Below are 19,202 nucleotides of genomic sequence, written 5' to 3'. Positions count from 1 at the left end.
GCGGCCTGAAGTCACTGAATAGAACCGCCGCGTCACCGGGCGCAGCGCGTTCCAGGTAGTTTCTCCCGGGGCTCATGATTCCCTCCCCTTGAGCTTCGGTCGAAGAGCGAATGCCCGCCTCACGGCGGGCATTTTGCATTTCAGGGCTGTTTTCACTTGACCCGAAATCCGGCTGAGAACTCATCCGAGCCGTGAAAGCCCGAGCTCAACCCGTCCTTGTCATCGGAGGCAGCCTCGCCGCCACGAAACCTGATTGGGTAAAACTTCCGCGCCAAGTCCGCGAGCTTGGCCTCTCGCGAGTCGACCGACCCAAGAGCGGACGCTCCAAACGCCGGGAATGGGTCGTTTCGGACGTGTCACCGTCGCTGGCTTCAGCTCTGCTTTCGGGCCGGAAGCCAGAGCCCGCTCATGGCGCCGAGCGGCTCGGCCTGAATGTCGACGTGCAGACGATGGACTGGGGCACCGTGCGCCTGGGCCTCGTCGGTGCTGGCCTGCCATTGCGCCGTCAGCGTCTCCATCTCCGGGCAAAAGCTGCTGGACGATGTCCAGCGCAGCGCTTGACCAGGCTGCCTATCGTCAGCACCATGCGGCATTGCACGACCTTGCCATGACAATCTTCGGCGGCAGGAGGTGGGGGTAGCGGATAGGCCGGCACTAATCCAAGGCTCCCCGGCACCCCTCCCCTGGGTGACACTGCCGGGTGCAGGAGACCCCGTAGCGCCAGGGCTCTCCCAAACTGGTGTCTACGGGGTTTTTCGCCAGAGGTTTCGAGTGAAGACCGACTGACCGAACGAAATCGCCGCTGCGGTGCTTCCCGCCCGCTATCGGCGCACGCTCGCACTTGGCTGTCTTGCCCCGCACACACGGAAAGTTGCCCCCCGCGGCTAGCGGCGATCATGTTCCTGGGAATGTGCGCCGAGGCCCGTGTCCTATTGAAACCGCTCGCCGCGTGGCCGGAGCGGCGCTGAAGGGTTCCTTGGGAGCGGAGGCGCACCGACTGGCTCATCCGATGTGATGTCGACAATCTCCCTCGTGCCTGCCTTCACCAGTACGACAATTCGCCCATCGACGATCACCATGCCAAAAGGCAAGGATCGAGCCTCGCCGTCGAGGCCCACGACCCGGATCGAACGAGGAACCACGTCGCCAAGCCGAGGGACCCACTTGGAGCCGTTTTCGGTTGATCCGAATTCGGCAGCCGCCAGAGCTAGGGGAAAGGATGTGAAAACGGCGATTCCACGCAGCAGCATCGGATTTCGCCTCATTTCTGGGTGCGGGAAACCATGACAATGACGGCCGGTAAAGCGCGCGGGTTGTCGCCGCCACCGGGGCGAAGCTGAAACCTCAGGAGCTGATGCCCAGGCTCATCCCGATGGACCCCAACGTTCCGAGCGCAAAAAACTCCAGTCGAACAGATGGTCCGCAGTCTTCGGATTGGCTTCATAAAATAACCGACCTCGAAACTAAAACACCTCGAGATACAATCTAAATCCATGTCACGAGACGCAAGGAACAGAGAAGTAGAAATACCGCAGAATGAGGCCAAGCAACCACTCGGCAACATGTGAAGCATGCCCGGAGCCATGAGAGACATGTCACCGACAAGCGAGCCGACGGCAACAAAGGCAGGGATGAGAGACATGATCGAGACACTGACGTCTCGCGTGTTGTCCTGATGCGCGAACGCGGTCCTGAAGGCCATCGGTCTGGTCCTTCCGATAATCCGATGCCGAGAGTTATCGCCCTTCCCGCTTCTGGCTTAAATGCGCTTGATCACATTGGCGGACCAACACGCGGCGAGACGAACCTCGGGTTCGCTCGCAGAGCATGTCTCGCGCCGACAGTGCTCGGCGATGCTCCGATCGCCGCGCACGCCTTCCAGCACGATGCGGCTTTTCTCTACTGCCGAGGACCGCGCGGGGTCTCGACGGGATGGCCGCGGAATTCATGCAAGGGCCACCCACGCCACGTCGGCCGGGTGCGCCGCCGCCGAGACATAGGCGCCCATCTCCGCCTCAGCGGCAGTGAGACGAGCACCATCCGAAGCATCGCGGTCCTGGCCCGTCGATGCCGCATCAAACGGTAGCTACCTCGCGGAGCGGATTTCGACCGTGGCGGTTCGGCCCGACACGAGAAGCGTGCCGGGTGGGACTTCGTCGAGTGCAATGCGCACCGGCACGCGCTGCGCCAGCCGCACCCAGTTGAAGGTCGGATTGACGTCGGCGAGCAGATTGCTGCCCGCCCCGCGGTCGCGATCGTAGATGCCGGCCGCGATGCTTTCGACGCGACCGGTCAGGCGGGTGCCGTCGCCCATCAGGAGGATCGAAGCCGGATCGCCGACATGGATGCGCGAGAGCCTCGTCTCCTCGAAATAGCCCTCTACGCGCAACGTATCGGTATCGACCAGCGCCATGACGCCCTTGCCGGTGCTGACGAAACTGCCCGGACGCAGGTCCATATTGGTGATGACGCCGTTGACGGAGGCGCGTACCTCGCTGCGGTCGAGATTGAGCTGGGCGACACCGAGATCGGCCACGGCCTGTTCATGGGCCGCCTTGGCCACGAGCTGTGTCGCCCGCACCTCCTCCTGCCGCTGCCGGGACACAGCGTCGGCGCTCAACGTGTGATAGCGGTCGAAGTCGAGGTTCGCCTGTTCCAGCGACGCCTTCCGGCCGGCGACAACGGCTTCGGCCTGTTGCCGCGCCAGCTCGAACCGCGCGCGGTCGATCCGAAACAGCGGGTCGCCGCGTTTGACCGGCTGGTTGTCGCGGACGAGAACCTCGGTCACGAAACCCGATACGTCGGGCGCCACCACCACGATATCGGCTCGGACACGACCATCCCGCGTCCAGGGGGCGTCCATGTAGTAGCCCCAGAGCCAGTGTCCGACCACGATGGCAGCGAGTACGGCGATGCCCGTGATCGCGTAGCGGCCGTATGACGCAAGCAGGTCTTTCACGCCAGAATCCCCGAAGAGAGAAAGACGACCATGCCAAGGAGGCAGGCGAAGACGGCCAGATCGAACAACGCCCGATGCCAGACGTGTTGATAGAGGCCGATCCGGCGGAACAACCGCGAGAGCAGCGCCGACAGGACATACGCGATCACGAACCCCAGCAGCAGCGAGGGAACATAGACGCCGAAGATGTCGAGGTCCGTTCTCATGCGAGTTGCATCGCGATCACCGGGGACTGAGGCATATAGGGCGGTGCTTGCGGGAACAATCCGCGCCTGATGCCGACAAGCCCGATCAGGGCGTCTTCCTTGGCCCCGGCACCGGGATCGTCGACGATTGCGGTCAATGTGGTGTCGATATCGGCGAGCAGGCTCTCGGGCATCGCCCCTCCCGGATAGGCGCGGAACGTGGCGGCCAGCCTGTCGAGCAAGCCGTCGATCGCCCGGACGGTGTTCTCCGAGAGCTGATGACGCGCGCGGCGCAGGTCGATGATGTTGAGACCGACCCGCAATTGGCCGAGGTTCTCGACGTCGCGTCGCTCGATTTCAGGAATGGCGGCGAGCCGCTGCACGAGCTGGTCGAGGCGGGCGAGCATGGCGCCGACGAAATTGGCCCGGTCGCGCTTACCGCGATGTTCCGCCGCCAGGGCGAGCGCGACCCAGCCCTTCCGCAGGAGGCGGGCCACGATCCATTCCGTGCGGATCGAGCGCAGCGTCCGCATCACCGCAATGGCCGCCGATATGCCCAACACGAAGGCGATCGCCGAATTGACGAACCCCGCGAAGTCCGCCTGATAGGTGGATTGCAGCGCCAGCATCGTCGCGAAGTTGACGGCGAGCGCGGTGCCTATCGCTGTCGTCGAGGGCCGCGCGATCAGATAACCAAACAAGACGAGCGTCGGCGCCAGGGCCACGACGACCACCTCGATGTCCGAGATCCGCGGGAGCAACGCGAACAGGTGAATTCCGGCGACGATGATGGCGACGACCGCCCATCCCCCGAAACTGCGCATGCCCATCGCCGGGTCGTCCCGGGAGGCGAAGATCGAGCATGCCACCGCAGCCATCATCGGGGCGGAGGCGCCATCCGGCCAACCGGTGCCGATCCAGAACGCGCAGCAAAGCAGGATTGCTATGGCCGTGGCCGCCGCCGACCAGATGGCGAGTATGGGATCGCGATGCCGGGCGACCTCGGCCCCGGCCTCCGGATCGAACCGAAGGGTGACACGGGAGGGATCCCGGCCTTCGTCGATCGCGGAGCGGAGCAAGCGGCAGTCCTGCAAGAGATCGGCGAGTTCCAGCAGGCGGATCAGCAGACTGACGATCAGGACCTGGTCCCAGCTCGAGTCGGTGGAGAGCCTAAGGCGACGGGCCTCGATCTCCAACGACAGTTCGAGCGTCGGTTGCGCGACGGAGCGGTCGTCGGCGATCCATGCAGACAGGCGCTCGAAGAGCCGGGCGAGATCGGATTCACCGTCGCGCAACCGGGGACCGAGTGCCGCGATCCGGTCGTTGATCGAGGCAAGGATCGGCACGAGCATCAGCATGTGCCGCCGGAGAATGCGCAATCCACGCGCGGCCTCGATGTCGGTCAGCCGGTCATGATCGAGCTGGCTCTCCATGGCTTCGATCTCGACTGCCTCCCTCAGGAGCCGCTGCAAATGCTGCTCCTGGCCGACCCCGCTCCCGGCGAGGGCCTCCTGCGACAGCTTGGCCGCGGTCGCGAGCCAGTAATCGAGCAGCTCGGAGATGACCGTGCCGCTGCTCTGCGGGAATACCGTCCCGGATATGACCGCAGCGCAGATGATGCCCAGCGAGATTTCCTGAACGCGCGCGATCGCGGTGTCGAAGATGCTGCCGGGATCCGAGACGGACGGAAAGGCGATGATCGCAGCCGTATAGCCCGACAGAAGGAAAGCGTAACTGCGTGCCGTCCCGTCCAGCAGCGCGAGGCAAAGGCACAGGCCGACCCATAGCGCGATCGCCAGACACAGCAGTTCCGGTACGTTGACGAGGCTCGGAACCATGGCCATGGCGGCGACAGCGCCGATCACAGTCCCGAGCAGGCGGTAGATCGCCTTCGCGCTCGTCCCTCCGGCGAGGGGCTGCGAGGTGATGTAGACGGTGGCCATGGCCCAGGATGGGCGCGGGAGATCGATCCACAGCGCGATGACGAAGGCGAGTATGGCGGCGCCGAAGGTCTTGAGCGCGAAGATCAGGTCCGCGTGTCTGACCAGGAAGGGCCTGTCCGGGGGCATGTTCCGGTCTCTGAGGGCGTCGCGTTGGCATGGTTGCCCAATGATCGACGGACCGCAAGTCGAGCTGCGCATTCAGGATCCGGCCGCTCGGCGCGGATGTCGAGGTGCAGACCATGGACTTGGACACCGTCGTCCAGCGCCGCACCTCCAGGGAACCGGTTGAGCGCGGCGGCTGGAGCATTTTTCACACGAACTGACCCGGTTCCTCCGTCACCAATCGGGCGCGCCGAGATCGCCATGGAAGGCTTCGGCAAACCCGTCGGACAGCTGGTGACGCCGGATATCTTCGGGCTCAATCGCGATCTGCCATTCACCAAGCCCAATGCCGCACGCGCGAAACAGCTCCTCGAAGAGACAGTTTAACAACTCTGCTTTCCCTAGCGTTCCTCAATACAAAACACCAACAGAGCCCCAAACAGGCGATATTTCGTGATCATATTTTCTTGATTTCGATTTAGTCATTTGATAGCGAGCCGAAATTACCATTATTACTATCGACAGTGCAGGAATTTCGAATATGGCACTCCCACCAAGTGATGCAGAGGTAACGTTTCGACGGGTCACGTCTGCAAATGTCTCTGAAATTTGTGAACTGAGCGAGACCCTGCCCGAAGAACAGAGAGATTTTGTCGCGGACAACGGGTCGTCGATTGCAGAAGGATTCTGTTCGGAATCGGCTTGGTTCCGTGGAGTTTATGCGGGTGATGTCTTGATCGGTTTCGTCATGGTGCACGAAGGATCGGATTGGGACGATGGGATCGACTGCCCTGGCCCTTACTTGTGGCGTTTCATGATCGCCAGGCCTTTTCAGAACCGCGGCTTTGGAAAGCAGGCAATCTCCAAGATCGCTTCGCGCCTCCGATCGCGGGGTATCAGAGAACTTTACACGAGCTTTGGCCTTGGGCCGGGCAGCCCGCAGGCATTCTATGAAAAGCTCGGCTTTTCTCCCACCGGCGGAATGTTCGACGAGGAGGTCGAAGTCGTCCTTTCGCTCGTGGATCGGTGAACGGGCACCCCAGGACATCCTGACGGCGTCCTCCCCGCTGTTCTGGAACGTCCGCCGGATCTGACGCCCTGCCCTGTCGATTGGGACGAGCGATCGCGCTCGGAGCCTGACAGCAAACCCGCCGGAGCGATCCGGCGGGTTTTTGCGTCACGTCCGCTTCGGCAACCCGAGGCAGCCGTACACGGGCAGCGACCATAAACTCATGTGGCCATCCCACCGGTGTTGGCTCTTGGAAGGGGACAGTGTGAACCTCGGCCTGGCCGGAGGCGTTCCTGCAGGGCAGCAAACTCGATCTCGACCTCGAGGAATGCCGCGGCTGACATAGCCAGCGAAGCTTCCGCGACGAGATGCGGGCGTCATCGCAGGGGACGCTCCCTCCTCCGCGGGACGACGGTGCCGCGAGGACTGGGTCGGAGCCCCGCACCGGACAGATCGTGCCACGCGTCGCGTGCTCCACCCCCGCGGAATTGGTCCACGGATGTCTTGAGTCAGACAGGAGGACCGCCATGCCGAAGAAGCGTCACAAGCCGGAAGAGATCAGCGACTACCGGATCACCAGAACAGGGATTGTCGTCCTCGCCAGAACCTCTGATGTCTGACTGCCGAGCAAGACCTTCTGCACACCACGGCGGCCATGAGAGGACATGACGATAAGATCACAGCCATTGAGCTTGGCCGATCGGACGATTGCCTCGGCAGGCGAATCATCAATCTCGTGCTCCAGATCCACCGTAACGCCGTGTTTGGACGCGTGTTGTTCGATGGACGCAAATCGTTCCTTCATCAGCGCATCAATCTGGTGGTCGTAGCCCCCGATGGGATCACCGACGCCGCTAAGTCGGGCTGCGCGTGCCATGTCCGGGCTCAGGGGCTCCGACACGGTCAGAACGGTGACTTTCGCCCCGAGCGGCTTGGCGAGGGCCAGGCCATGTTCAAGTCCCTTGCGAGCAAGTTCGGAGCCGTCTGTTGCGATGAGAATGTGTTTGTACATTTGTCTCTCCGTCAGCAATCGCATTGGCATTCTGGATGACAGTGATCCGAAGACAAGCATACGCTGCCGAGCGTCGTGACGATCGCGCTGATGTGCCTAAGCAGATCCCGCAGGCCGCCAGCGGCCTCGGCCTGTGCGCGACGCCGGTTGCGCCAGGCCGGCCAACAGGCGTTGTGGTTCCAGACCTTATCGGGTGCGCACGCGATGGCGCAGCACGTCGCCGCGCGAACGGCCGACGTGGTCCGGCGAATGTCAGCTCCCCGCCCCTCTCGGTCGTTGTGCTCGCATGGCAGCCGCCCGGCAACTCGCGCCATTCAGGCCGATGCCATTTCGAATTCACGCGCGAGGAGCCCTGGAGCAACGGGCCTGACCTTCGAGCCGGAAGCTCGTCGGCGACAGCAGCCTGAACGCCGAGGAGACTGTCATCGGTCAAGCCCGGTGTTCATGGTGTTCGCGAAGGATTAAAGTGCCGCTGCGGGGCTGTTGATCCAATGGGACGAAGCAGGCCTGGTCTCCGCTGGTTCGCTCCCGAGGAAAGCCAGGGAGGATCACGCAATGAACCGAAGGATCCGTTTGCATCCGCGCGCCGCGCTTTTGAGGTCCGCGCTCGGCCTTCTCGCCGCGATGGCCGTGACAGGTGTTGCGGCGCCTGTCKCCTCGGCGGAGGACGACGCCCGGAGCATCGTGAAGGGGATGGCGGACTATCTCAGCCGCCAGGAGAACCTGTCCGTGAAGTTCGATGCCGACGTCGAGGTGGTGACGCCTGCCGTTGAGAAGATCCAGTTCAGCGCCTCGGGTGAGGTCACCATGAGCCGCCCGAACAAATTTCGCATCAGCCGGACCGGCGGCTATGCCGATGTCGAACTGATCTCAGACGGTTCAAACGTGACGGTCTTTGACCGCGGCGGCAACCGGTTCGCACAGGTTCCCGCCGTCGGTTCCTTCGACACCGTGGTCGACAAGCTCCGAAACGAAACCCTGCTCGAAATTCCAGGGGCGGACCTTCTTCTGTCGAAGCCCTACGACGCGCTGATGGCCGGGGTGCTGGAGGCCAAGCATCTCGGCCGCGGCATCGTCGGGGGCGTCGAATGCGAACATCTCGCCTTCCGCAATCTGGACACCGACTGGCAGCTCTGGGTCGAGGTCGGTGACCGGCCGCTGCCGTGCAAATACGTCATCACGAGCAAGGCCGTTGGTGCCGCGCCCCAGTACACGCTGCGGCTCAGGGATTGGAAGACCGGCGTCAGCCCGGCACCGGATGCGTTCGCTTTCAAGCCGCCGGAAGGCGCCAGCGGCGTTGCGATCACCTTGCTCAAAGACATTGACGAAATTCCAGCCGGCGTCGTTCCCGGAGGTCAGAAATGAACAAGTCAGCCTTGAAATTCATGTCCCGCGCCGCGCTCGCAGTGCTGGCCGGCGGCGCTGCCCTGCTCTGGAGCGGAGACATCTCCGTTCCATCGGCCGCGTTCACCAGTCAGGCGGAGGCGAGGGTCGGGCGACCGTTGACGCCGATGAGTTACGCCGGCGTGGCCCGCCGGACCACCCGCAGGAGCGCCGCCTACGGGGCCGCCGGAGCCGCGGCGGCTGGGGCCTATTATTACGCCCCAGGCTGCCAGCAGGTCGTGAACTCCTACGGCCAGATCGTCTACCAATGTCCGTAGTCGGCCTGCTCTCCGGAGGCGTATCGATCGCGGCTTCCACCAGGGCGGCGGCTTAGTGATGGCTCGCTTGCTTTCGGTCAATGTGGGCCTGCCACGCGACATTCCGTGGCAGGGCAAGACCGTCCACACCGCCGTTTGGAAAAGTCCGGTTCAGGGCCCGCGCGCGGTACGTCGGCTCAACATCGATGGGGATGGGCAAGGAGACCTTGCCGGGCACGGCGGCGAGCACCGGGCTGTTTTGGTCTACCAATTGGGCTCCTATCGCTTTTGGCAAGCTGAGCTGGGCCGGGACGACTTCTCCTATGGACAGTTCGGAGAAAATTTCACGGTCGATGGCTTGCCGGATGGTGAGGTCTGCATTGGCGACCGTTACAGGATCGGCAGCGCCCTGTTCGAAGTGACGCAGCCGCGCGTCACTTGCTACCGGGTCGGTCTTCGCATGAACGAGCCGCAAATGGCCGCGCTGCTGGTGGCGCGTGGCAGGCCCGGTTTCTATCTGCGTGTTCTGGAGGAAGGCCAGGTCGAAGCGGGCGATGAGATCGTCCAGGTCGGAATCGGCGCCGAGCGGATCACCGTCGCCGAGATCGATGCGCTGCTCTATAGGCCCGGTCACCCCAGCAGCCTGATCGAGCGGGCGCTGCGCATCCCCGCACTGAGCGCAGGCTGGCGCGCATCCTTCCAGGCGCTGCTCGCGCAAGAGCAGAGCAGCAGCGCGACGACGGGAAATGCCGGGCTCGCTCCGGTGTCCGGGCCGCCGCCAGCATGGGCGGGTTTCCGCCCGCTGCGGGTGTCGCGCAAGATTCGCGAGAGCGGCGGCGTGATCTCTCTGGCGCTTGAGCCCGTAGATGAACAGCCCCTGACGGCTGCTCTTCCCGGTCAGTTTGTCGTGCTGCGCCTGAGGCCGGCCCCGGTCGCGCCGGCGCTGATGCGCAGCTACTCCTTGTCGGGCGAACCCAGCGACCGCAACTATCGCGTCAGCGTAAAGCGGGAACCGCACGGCGTGGCGGGCACCTATATCGACGAAGCGGTGCAGATTGGCGACGTGCTGGACGTGAGCGCGCCACGAGGCAACTTCACGCTTCGGTTGGACGATAGCCCCGTTGTCCTCCTGAGTGCGGGGGTGGGGGCGACTCCCGTCCTGTCGATGCTCCACGCATTGGCGGCCGAAGCATCGCCACGGGACGTCTGGTGGCTGCACGGGGCCCGCCGCGGCCGTGAGCACCCTTTTGCTCAGGAGACCCGAACCCTGCTCGAAGCCCTGGCCCACGGCCACCGCCACATACGCTACAGCGCGCCCGATCCCGAGGACCGGCCGGGCGTGGATTTCGATGCTTATGGACGTTTGGACATCGGGGTGCTTCGGGATCTGGACGTCCCGCGCAATGCCGACTTCTTTATCTGCGGGCCGTCGGCCTTCATGAGCAACCTGACCGCAGGCCTTGCAGCCTGGGGCATCGCTGAAGACCGTATCCATACTGAGCGGTTCGGCGCAGGTCCGTCGAATAACCCGGGAATCGTCGCCTCGCCGCAGCGGCCGCCGCACTTGCCGCCGCACCTGCCTCCTGGGCCTTCCGCTGCGGGGCCGATGGTTTCGTTCGCCCGGAGCGGCTTGAGCGTCCCTTGGGGGCCGGCGTTTCAGAGCCTTCTGGAGCTTGCCGAAGCCTGCGACATCCCCACGCGGTGGTCTTGCCGAACGGGGGTCTGCCACTCCTGTGAAACCGGGCTTGTGGCTGGGAAAGTGGCCTACCGGCCCGAGCCGATCGATCCACCAGCCGGCGTCAATGTGCTGATCTGCTGTTCCCAGCCTCTGGGCGATGTCGTCATCGATCTGTGACGGAACTGAGTATCCGCTTTCCGATCCTGGCCGGACGGCAAAGATTGGGTGTTCGCAACCAGGGCAACCGGCAGTCGGCAGTCGGCAGTCGGCAGTCGGGACGAACGGGATTTCCCGGGCCGCGCGCAATCAGGGCGCGCGGCGCGACGACCATGCTGGATCATCTGTGATTGCATGCTTTGCCCCGAAAACCGCAATCCACTTTTCGGGCCGATGCTTCAGGCAGCCTGGCTTGTGCTCAAACTGGCCATCTCGATGGTGTCTTTGACGATCTGTCTGATCTCGTCGCCGGAGAGCGTGTCCTGCTCCCGGAAACGCGCGGAGAGTGCATCCAGGGCAGGCTCATGGGCGCGCAGCAGCGTGAGAGCCGCCGCGTAGCATTCGCGCAGCAGTTCTTCGACTTCGTCATCGACGCGCTGCTTTGAATTCTCCGAGATCGGTCGGGCCGAAAACGCGCTGCCGCCGTCGACACGGCTGGCCATCGTCGAGCCCATGCCAAAGCGGGTGATCATATCACGGGCTATCTTGGTCGCCTCGTGGATGTCCGCGGCAGCCCCGCTCGTGATGGCGTCATCGCCAAACTTGATTTCCTCGGCAGCCCGGCCCGCCATCGTGACGATCAGTTCGGCCTTCAGCTTCGACTTGCGGAGCAGCACACGGTCCTTCAGCGGCAGCATGGCGATATGCCCAAGCGAGCGTCCGCGGGGAGCCACGGTGCCTTTGTGGATCGGGTCGCATTCCGGCTGCAGGACGTTGGCCAATGCGTGCCCTGCTTCATGCACGATGATCGTTTCCATCTCGCCCGGATCGATCATCAGGCCGTGGCGCTGGTCGCCGCCGAGCAGTTTGGCGTCACGCGCGTCCTCGAAATCCGCCATCCTGACCTGACGGTCGCCGCGCTTGCCGGCACGCAATGCAGCCTCATTCACCAGGGTCGCCAGATCGGCTCCCGAGAAACCGGGTGTTCCGCGTGCGACCGTCGCGAAATCGACGTCTGCGGCGATCTCGACGTCGCGCGCCGAAACCAAAAGGATCCGCTCACGGGCCATCTGGTCGGGTGCCGGCACAGTGATGTGCAGATCAAAGCGCCCGGCCCTCACCAGCGCCGGGTCAAGGACATCAATGCGGTTGGTCGCGCCAATGATGACGATGCCCGCGGAGGACCCGAGCCCGTCAAGCTGGGTCAGCAGCTCGTTGAGCGTGTTGGCGGAATCGTTTTCCACCGAGCTCGAGCCATCGGAGCGCCGCTTTCCCACCGAGTCGATCTCGTCGATGAAGAGAATGCAGGGAGCGCGTTTGCGCAGCTGTTTGAAGATCGAGCGCACGCGTGCGGCGCCCACACCGGCAAACATCTCCTGGAAAGCAGAGCCGGAGACCGAAAGAAAGGGAACGCCAGCCTCGCCCGCCACCGCCTTGGCCAGCAGAGTCTTGCCGTTACCTGGATCACCTTCGAGCAGAACCCCGCTCCTTGCCCGAGCACCAACGGCTTCGAACTTCGACGGGTCCTTCAGATAAGCCACGATGTCCCGGAGAGCCTGCTTGCCCTCGTCAGCTCCCGCGACGTGATCGAACCGGGTGAACGATTTCGGGTCGCCAGGTTTGATGAACTCACCGATCTTCGACTTGCTGCGGACAGTGCGGAGCAACCAGACGGCCATTCCAACGATCAGGGCCAGCACCAGGACTTGCGCCACCAGCCCGAAAATCCCCAATGACAGGCTGAGCGCACTGACCTCGGGACTGCCGAATTCCACGTCCGTGCCGCTCTTTGCCAGATCTATCGCCCAGGCCTGAGACACCGGCGTCCGAATGACGGCCGTGCGGCCATCCATCGTCGTCACCCGCGCCTGGCGATCATCGAGGAGCCGGACGCTCTTCAGCTGACCGGCCTCGGCGAGCTTCAGCGTCTCGGCAAACGAGATCTCGGCCGGTCGATATTCGGGGGCCGCCGATGCGAGCACCGGCGTGCCCAGCACGAGCGCGAGGGTGAGGACGCGGAGAAGATGAAGCATGTGAGCCCGGACTTTGAATCGACCCTGACGAGCGTCGCACGCCTCGGGAAAGAGTAAACAACTCGTTAATTTTATCCTTAAGATTGGGGCTCGGAGATGGCCGAGCCTCTCCCCGAGCTTCGGACAGTGCCTGAAGCGACGCGTCCGCGTCAGCGCAATGCCGCAAATGGACCAGGCGCCTGCGACTTCGGTGGGGGTCGGGCTGGCAGGTCGCTGGGCAGGCCTGGGCTGGCCCTTTGCCGGCATCCAGGGAGTTTACTTTCGGGCAGTCTGGCTGGCGCGCTCGGCAATAGGCAAAGGAGGCCCTTAGCTGACGTCCACAACGTCAGCCAAGGGCGTCTCGGTTATGTGCCAATCCACGTCGCAATTGTCAGCCTCTTACGTCGTGTCAGCGACTGAGCTCAATCTCAACCGGACTCTCAGGCGGCCGAGGCGCCTTGTCGTCAGCGAAAGACGTTCGGGGGCAGCGGCGGCTCCGCACTGAGCAGCGTGATCGTCACCCGTTGGTTCGGCGCGATGTAGGGATTGTCGGGGAAGACCGGCTCGGTGTCGGCGCGTCCCACCACGGAAGCGAAGCGGTCGTTGGGGAGCCCGGCACCCGACAGGATCCCGCGCACGGCGAGCGCGCGCCCGGCGGAGAGGCTCCAGGAATCGACGGCCCGCACCGAGCCCGGGCGCGCGGCGGCCGTGTGGCCCGTGACAGACAGTTGGTTGGGCAGTCCGCGCAGGGTGGGCGCGAGCGCCACCAGCACGCGACGGGTGCGCTCGTGGGGGTCGACCGAGCCCTCGGGGAACATGGACCGGCCGAGCTCGTCCGCGAGGGAAACGTTCAAGCCCTCCTTGGTCGGCTCGATCACGATGTTGCGCGACAGCTCGGCTATTTCGGGCATGTTCTGGAGCGCCTGCCGGAGGCTGGCTACGGCGCTGTGCTGGGCCTGCGCGCCGGCGGCCGGGCGGCTGACTTCGCGGTCGCTGGCGCGGCCCGAGCTGGTCCGGCGCGCTCCGTCCTCCTGCTCCGTGATGCCCCTCGCCGCGTCGCGGGGCGCCGACGACCTGTTGCCCGACTTGTCCAGGGCGGTACCCATCAGGACGCCGCCAGCGCCACTGGTGCTCGCACTCACAGCCCCCGGCGTGAAGTATTCCGCCAGGCCGATCTTCTGCTCCTGCGTCGTCATGCTGATCAGCCACATCAGCAGAAAGAACGCCATCATGGCGGTCACGAAGTCCGCATAGGCGATCTTCCAGGCCCCGCCATGGTGCGCATGAGCGGCCTTCTTGACCTTCTTGATGATAATCGGCTGGGCGGGCTTGGCCATCGAGTCCCTACTGGAGATTGGGTCAGATGTTGGCGGGCAGATCGGCGGTTGCCGCTTCCACTTCGCTGAAGGTCGGGCGGACGTCGCTCATCAGAGCCTTGCGAGCAAATTCTACCGCCATCACCGGCGGCTGGCCGCTGATATGGGCGAGGAGGCCCGCCTTGAGTGAAAGGTAGTACTTGGATTCCGCCTCGAAGATGCTCCTGAGCGACTGCGCCATGGGCCCGAAGAAGCCGTAGGCGACGAAGACGCCGAAGAAGGTGCCTACGAGCGCGCCGCCGATCAGATGTCCCAGCACCTCCGGCGGCTCGGTGATCGACCCCATCGTCTTGATCACGCCGAGAACGGCGGCGACGATGCCGAGCGCTGGTGTCCCGTCGGCGATCGACTGCATGGCCGCAACGATGCGCTCCTGCTCCTGGTGGTGCGTTTCCAGTTCCTCGTCCATGAGAGCGTCCATCTCGTGGACGTTGTCGGCACCCATCGTCAACATGCGCATGTAGTCGCAGACGAACTCGACCGCATGATGGTTCGCTGCAAAAGTCGGGAAGGCGTTGAACAGCGTCGACTCGCTCGGATCTTCAATGTGCTGCTCGACCGCGAGCAGGCCCTTCTGCTTCGCAAGCTTGTACAAGGAATACTGCATCGCCAGCAGTTCGACATAGGCTTCCGGCTTGTACTTGGAGCCCTTCATCAGCGTGCCGAACATGGCGGGCACGGCCTTGAGCACCGGCGCGGTGTTGCCGATGATGAAGGCACCGACCGCTGCACCGAGGATGATAACAAATTCGAACGGCTGCCAAAGGACGAGGAGTTTGCCGCCCATCGCCGCATAGCCGCCGAAGACGCAGACAAGGACGATGATTGTGCCGACGATCAGCCGCATAGATCTGCTTTCCTGCGCCGCAGCAGGTGCAGCCCGCGCTAACTCACTACTAGTCCAGCGAAATGACCGATCGAGGTTAAGGGCGAGTTTACAGCCATTCGCCCGCAGGTTTGTAAGCGTCGTGCTCCGGCTACGGCTTGAGGCTTGGGGCGGCAGGGTAGGCCCAGGGGAGAAAATCGGGGTGCAATGAGTCTCCGCCAATCCTGGTGATCGGCGTCCAATAGGGGACCGTTTCCCGGGATCATCTACGCTGCGCCGCTTTGCTGTGGCGCGGCGAGGCTGAGGATGACGCGCGTGGCCTCGACGAACGAGCCGGACTGGTCCAGCTCAGCCGCTTCCATTTCCGCGCCTCGTTCTCACTGGCGACCGGCATGACCCGCCTGAATGGCTGACGACGCTGAGGATGCGCTGCGCTTGCGAGTTGCTGGAACGGGCCGATTGGCCGGTGATCACCAGAGCGGGCGCGAAGAAAAGTCATAGGCCTCCGCGACGACGGGCGGCTCCCGGCCGTGGAACCCGATCATCGTCTCGCTGAACAGCGAGGCCTCGTCCGGATGCCGGCCGAGATAGTCGAAGACCGGCACGCCCTGCGCCTTCTCGAACGCCGTCCTGCCGCTCTGCAAGGAATAGGCGATGTCGTCGAAGGCCCCCGCGAACCAGGGGCTGCCGGCGGTAAGGATGGTGGCCCGCGCCGAACCGGGCGCGCCCGTCTTCAGCGCCTCCCCCAGCGTCCGGACCGACCCCGCACGGAATGACCACCGGCCGGGTTCCGAGACGTCGCGTCTGGCAGCATTTGTCGCTGGTCATCCCCTGGTCGCACAAGCGGCACGTCGTGGCGATTATGCGACGCCCACCATCGCCCTCGCGGTCCGACGCGTTTGGAACGGACCATGTGGAATCTCCGGCGGAGCAAAACTGTCGGAACTGGCGCGATCCCAGCGGCTGTACCAATCGGCGAGCTCCGGAAACTCGTTTCCGCCCAGCAGAAATCCCTCCGGCAGATAGGGGAAGGCCTCGTTGCCATCGAGGAACTCGTTGTCCTTCTGTCTGAACATGAAGTGATAGGGCATGAAGTCGCTGGGATGGCTGAGGCCCGCCGCACCCGCGATTTCGCCGAGCGCGTGCATGGTGTTGCGATGAAAGCGCGCGACGCGGTCGCTTTTGTCGCCGACATCTATCGCGCTCTGGCGGCGCTGGTCCTGTGTCGCGATACCGACTGGGCAGCGATTGGTGTGGCAAGACTGGGCCTGGATGCAGCCGATTGCGAACATGAAGCCGCGCGCCGCGTTGCACCAGTCCGCCCCGAGCGCGAGCGTGCGGGCGATGTCGAAGGCTGACACGATCTTGCCAGCCGCCCCGATCCTGACCTGATCGCGGATGCCGGCGCCCCGCAGCGTGTTGTGGACGAAGGTCAGCCCTTCCAGCATCGGCATGCCGACGCGGTTGGCGAATTCGACGGGAGCGGCGCCAGTGCCACCCTCCGCGCCGTCCACGACAATGAAATCGGGTACGATGCCGGTGTTGAGCATGGCCTTGACCATACTCATGAATTCGCGGCGATGGCCGATGCAAAGCTTGAGGCCGACCGGCTTGCCGCCGGAAAGCTCGCGCAGTTCACCGACGAATTGCATCAGCCCCGTCGGGGTGGAAAAGGTGCTGTGGGCCACAGGCGATATGCAGTCTACGCCCATCGCAATGCCTCGCGCCTCGGCGATCTCGGGTGAGATCTTGGAAGCTGGCAGCATGCCGCCATGACCCGGTTTGGCGCCTTGGCTGAGTTTGATTTCGATCATCTTGATCTGCGGATCAGCAGCCAGTTCCGCAAAACGTTCGGGAGAGAAGCTGCCATCTTCGTTGCGGCAGCCGAAATAGCCCGACGCCACTTGGAAAATCAGGTCCCCGCCGCCTTGCCGATGATAGCGGCTGATGCTGCCTTCGCCGGTGTCATGTGCGAAGCCGCCCTTCCTCGCGCCAGTGTTGAGCGCCAGAATGGCGTTGGCAGAGAGCGAGCCGAAACTCATGGCCGAGATGTTGTAGATGCTGGCCTCGTAGGGATGCCTGCAGGCAGGTCCGCCGATCCGGACGCGAAAATCGGTGTCGACAATGGCCGTCGGCGCGGCCGAATGGGTCAACCACGCATAGCCGGAACCGTAGACGTTCTCAGAGGTGCCAAAAGGCAGCTTGTCCTCGTCGCCCTTGGCGCGCCGGTAGACCAGGGCGCGGTCCTGCCGGCTGAACGGAACTTCGTCATGGTCGCTTTCGATGATGTATTGCCGGATTTCCGGCCGGATGCTTTCCATCAGAAAGCGCAGATGCCCGATCACTGGATAGTTGCGCAGAATCGAATGCTTGTGCTGGCGCATATCATGAACGCCCAGAAGGACCAGCGCGCCCGCAATCACCGCCGGGACAAGCAGCCACCCGCTATAGGCGAGCCCCCCGGCAAGCGAGGCGGCAAGAGCGAGCATGGCAAGGACAAATACCGCATAGCGTTGATTCAGCAGAGCATTTTTTAGCATGATGTCCTGACGCAATGCGTGGTCGGTGTACGTTGAACGCGGGAAATTCGGGGTTTCCTGAAGAGACGGCGGCAAACGGCGCCGTCCTCTTCTTCGAGACCGAATCTGGACGATCTCATCCCGAATATAGCCCTCCTGATCGACCGCGCGCCACACAGCTTGGCTCTGCCACGCGGGCAGGATTCGGCAGGTCTGTGAACAGCGTTCCGAGAGTTTCGCTGCGAAGCTCAAGAACACCCTCCGCCTGGTTCAGTTGGCGTAGAGTTTGACGAAGCGTACTGCGTGCCGACGGGCCGAGCGCGTGTTGGGATGCCGCGAGGCGTGACGATGCGCCACGGACGTCAGCTTCCTGGCAAGGCCCCAACGTCCGGACCTGGCGCAATTCTGATGCAGCGCCAAGCGCTACGGACGGACGAGGCTTTCCGTGCCGCGCTGCCGCGGTGGGGTGACACCGGCCGTAACCATCGGCTGTTTCTCGAAGCGCACCGTCTTCCGGACAGGCCGGACCGAAGCCATGACGATCAAAGGCGCTCACCAATCAAGCGCATCCCTGATTACGCCCCCTGCACCGCTTCGACGATGCTCACGTCGGAGCTGGTGGGGATCATCCGCGTCAGGCGGAAGCCGGCCTTGGCGAGGAGCTGGCGGTATTCCTCCTCCGTTCGCTCCTGGCCGCCGGGCAGCACCAGCATCACCATGTCGAGCACCTTGCCGGGATGGGGCGTGTCGCCGGCGGGCAGCACCATCTCCACCAGCAGCAGCCGTCCGTCGGGCTGCATGGCCTTGCGGACATGGCGCAGGATGGTGAGGCACTGCTCCTCGCTCCAGTCGTGGATGACGTGGGACAGCACATAAGCGTCGCCGCCGGCGGGAACCGTCTCGAAGAAGTTGCCTGGCTCGATCGCCACGCGCGCCTGCACGCCCCGTTCCGCCAGCAGGGCCGGCGCGTCGGCCACCACATGGGGCCGGTCGAACAGGATGCCGCGCGGCCCCTCGTGCCGCGCCAGGATCGCCGCGATCAGGTTGCCGGTGGCGCCGCCGACGTCGACGACGGTGCCGAAGGCCGAAAAGTCATAGGCCTCCGCGACAGCGGGCGGCTCCCGGCCGTGGAAGCCGACCATCGTCTCGCTGAAGAGCGAGGCCTCGTCCGGATGCTGGCCGAGATAGTCGAAGACCGGCACGCCCTGCGCCTTCTCGAACGCGGTCCTGCCGGTCTGCAAGGAATAGGCGATGTCGTCGAAGGCCCCCGCGAACCAGGGGCTGCCGGCGGTGAGGATGGTGGCCCGCGCCGAACCGGGCGCGCCCGTCTTCAGCGCCTCCCCCAGCGCCGTCAGGGCAAAGCGCTGGCCGGCCTGCTCGGCAAGCAGGCCCAGGCTGGCGAGGCAGCGCATGAAGCGATGGAGCGAGGGCGCATGGAGCCGCAGCGGGCCGGCCAGCTCCTCGGCACTGCGAGGGCCGGTGGCCAGGTGGTCGGCGAGGTCCAGCCTCGCGGCTGCGTAGACCAGACGCGAGACCCAGGCGGCCGTCGCCATCTGGATCAGCGTGACATGCGGGGGAGGCTCCTGCGCTGCCGCGGGAGGCGCAAGGGTCGATGCGGCGTGGGGCGTGTCGTCCATGGTGCTCTCCCGAGAGGCCGAGGATGGACTGGTGGCGCAACACTGAAGCATCGGCCCGAAATGTGGATTGCGGTCTTCGGGGCAGAGCCGATGCAAGCACAAAAGATGAGATCATCGGATCGGATGCGATGTCCGATCGAATAATCCA

General features: G+C 64.2%; 16 protein-coding genes. 5 read left to right on the top strand and 11 right to left on the bottom strand.

What is annotated here, in order from left to right:
- Window positions 1-371: 371 nt before the first annotated feature.
- The 4 genes from AC1DGP_RS32075 to AC1DGP_RS32060 all read right to left on the bottom strand — a co-directional run bounded on the left by AC1DGP_RS32075 (window position 372) and on the right by AC1DGP_RS32060 (window position 5,213).
- Window positions 372-518 carry a hypothetical protein gene (locus AC1DGP_RS32075; RefSeq protein ID WP_441507184.1) on the bottom strand — a complete coding sequence of 49 codons (147 nt, stop codon included), beginning with the start codon at window positions 516-518 and terminating at the stop codon, window positions 372-374.
- Window positions 519-2,086: 1,568 nt separating this feature from the next.
- Window positions 2,087-2,959 (bottom strand): efflux RND transporter periplasmic adaptor subunit, encoded by an 873-nt coding sequence (locus AC1DGP_RS32070; protein ID WP_441493804.1) that lies wholly within the window; start codon window positions 2,957-2,959, stop codon window positions 2,087-2,089.
- On the bottom strand, window positions 2,956-3,165 hold the full coding sequence (locus AC1DGP_RS32065; protein WP_441493803.1) for a DUF1656 domain-containing protein: 210 nt from the start codon (window positions 3,163-3,165) through the stop codon (window positions 2,956-2,958). The genes AC1DGP_RS32070 and AC1DGP_RS32065 overlap by 4 nt, the downstream gene beginning before the upstream one ends.
- Complete coding sequence (locus tag AC1DGP_RS32060; RefSeq protein WP_441507183.1) at window positions 3,162-5,213, bottom strand: FUSC family protein; 2,052 nt, start codon at window positions 5,211-5,213, stop codon at window positions 3,162-3,164. The genes AC1DGP_RS32065 and AC1DGP_RS32060 overlap by 4 nt, the downstream gene beginning before the upstream one ends.
- A gap of 237 nt (window positions 5,214-5,450) precedes the next feature.
- Here AC1DGP_RS32060 and AC1DGP_RS32055 point away from each other — a divergent pair, with 237 nt between their 5' ends.
- Together AC1DGP_RS32055 and AC1DGP_RS32050 are read left to right on the top strand one after the other, a co-directional pair.
- Window positions 5,451-5,576, top strand: a complete 126-nt coding sequence (locus AC1DGP_RS32055; protein ID WP_441507182.1) for a hypothetical protein — start codon at window positions 5,451-5,453, stop codon at window positions 5,574-5,576.
- A gap of 154 nt (window positions 5,577-5,730) precedes the next feature.
- Window positions 5,731-6,219, top strand: a complete 489-nt coding sequence (locus AC1DGP_RS32050; RefSeq protein ID WP_441507181.1) for a GNAT family N-acetyltransferase — start codon at window positions 5,731-5,733, stop codon at window positions 6,217-6,219.
- 544 nt (window positions 6,220-6,763) lie between these two features.
- Here the strand turns inward: AC1DGP_RS32050 and AC1DGP_RS32045 are convergent.
- A complete protein-coding gene (locus AC1DGP_RS32045; RefSeq protein WP_441493799.1) occupies window positions 6,764-7,210 on the bottom strand; it encodes a universal stress protein in 447 nt (148 codons plus the stop codon).
- Window positions 7,211-7,765: 555 nt separating this feature from the next.
- On the opposite strand from AC1DGP_RS32045, the gene AC1DGP_RS32040 reads away from it, so the two are divergent.
- From AC1DGP_RS32040 to AC1DGP_RS32030, 3 genes are read left to right on the top strand one after another with little or no spacing between them, the layout of a single operon-like run.
- The gene (locus tag AC1DGP_RS32040; RefSeq protein ID WP_476833037.1) at window positions 7,766-8,575 is read left to right on the top strand and encodes a DUF2092 domain-containing protein; all 810 of its coding nucleotides are present in this window, start codon (window positions 7,766-7,768) and stop codon (window positions 8,573-8,575) included.
- Window positions 8,572-8,871: a hypothetical protein gene (locus tag AC1DGP_RS32035; protein ID WP_441507180.1), complete on the top strand. Its 300-nt coding sequence runs from the start codon at window positions 8,572-8,574 to the stop codon at window positions 8,869-8,871. The genes AC1DGP_RS32040 and AC1DGP_RS32035 overlap by 4 nt, the downstream gene beginning before the upstream one ends.
- Before the next feature lie 58 nt (window positions 8,872-8,929).
- On the top strand, window positions 8,930-10,705 hold the full coding sequence (locus AC1DGP_RS32030; protein ID WP_441507179.1) for an MOSC domain-containing protein: 1,776 nt from the start codon (window positions 8,930-8,932) through the stop codon (window positions 10,703-10,705).
- Window positions 10,706-10,923: 218 nt separating this feature from the next.
- On the opposite strand, the gene AC1DGP_RS32025 is transcribed toward AC1DGP_RS32030, so the two are convergent.
- The 6 genes from AC1DGP_RS32025 to AC1DGP_RS32000 all read right to left on the bottom strand — a co-directional run bounded on the left by AC1DGP_RS32025 (window position 10,924) and on the right by AC1DGP_RS32000 (window position 19,054).
- A complete protein-coding gene (locus tag AC1DGP_RS32025) occupies window positions 10,924-12,963 on the bottom strand; it encodes an ATP-dependent metallopeptidase FtsH/Yme1/Tma family protein (protein WP_441507178.1) in 2,040 nt (679 codons plus the stop codon).
- A gap of 197 nt (window positions 12,964-13,160) precedes the next feature.
- Window positions 13,161-14,033, bottom strand: coding sequence for a flagellar motor protein MotB (locus tag AC1DGP_RS32020; protein ID WP_441493794.1), 873 nt, complete (start codon window positions 14,031-14,033; stop codon window positions 13,161-13,163).
- Window positions 14,034-14,055: 22 nt separating this feature from the next.
- On the bottom strand, window positions 14,056-15,120 hold the full coding sequence (motA, locus tag AC1DGP_RS32015) for a flagellar motor stator protein MotA (RefSeq protein WP_441507177.1): 1,065 nt from the start codon (window positions 15,118-15,120) through the stop codon (window positions 14,056-14,058).
- Between the two features lie 248 nt (window positions 15,121-15,368).
- Window positions 15,369-15,542 carry a hypothetical protein gene (locus tag AC1DGP_RS32010; protein ID WP_441507176.1) on the bottom strand — a complete coding sequence of 58 codons (174 nt, stop codon included), beginning with the start codon at window positions 15,540-15,542 and terminating at the stop codon, window positions 15,369-15,371.
- A gap of 216 nt (window positions 15,543-15,758) precedes the next feature.
- A complete protein-coding gene (locus AC1DGP_RS32005; protein WP_441507225.1) occupies window positions 15,759-17,438 on the bottom strand; it encodes an FMN-binding glutamate synthase family protein in 1,680 nt (559 codons plus the stop codon).
- Window positions 17,439-17,992: 554 nt separating this feature from the next.
- Window positions 17,993-19,054 carry a methyltransferase gene (locus AC1DGP_RS32000; protein ID WP_441507175.1) on the bottom strand — a complete coding sequence of 354 codons (1,062 nt, stop codon included), beginning with the start codon at window positions 19,052-19,054 and terminating at the stop codon, window positions 17,993-17,995.
- Window positions 19,055-19,202: the final 148 nt, after the last annotated feature.

The sequence above is a fragment of the Allobosea sp. 05T433 genome (assembly GCF_056396065.1).
This window is presented reverse-complemented; position numbering and strand designations above follow the sequence as displayed.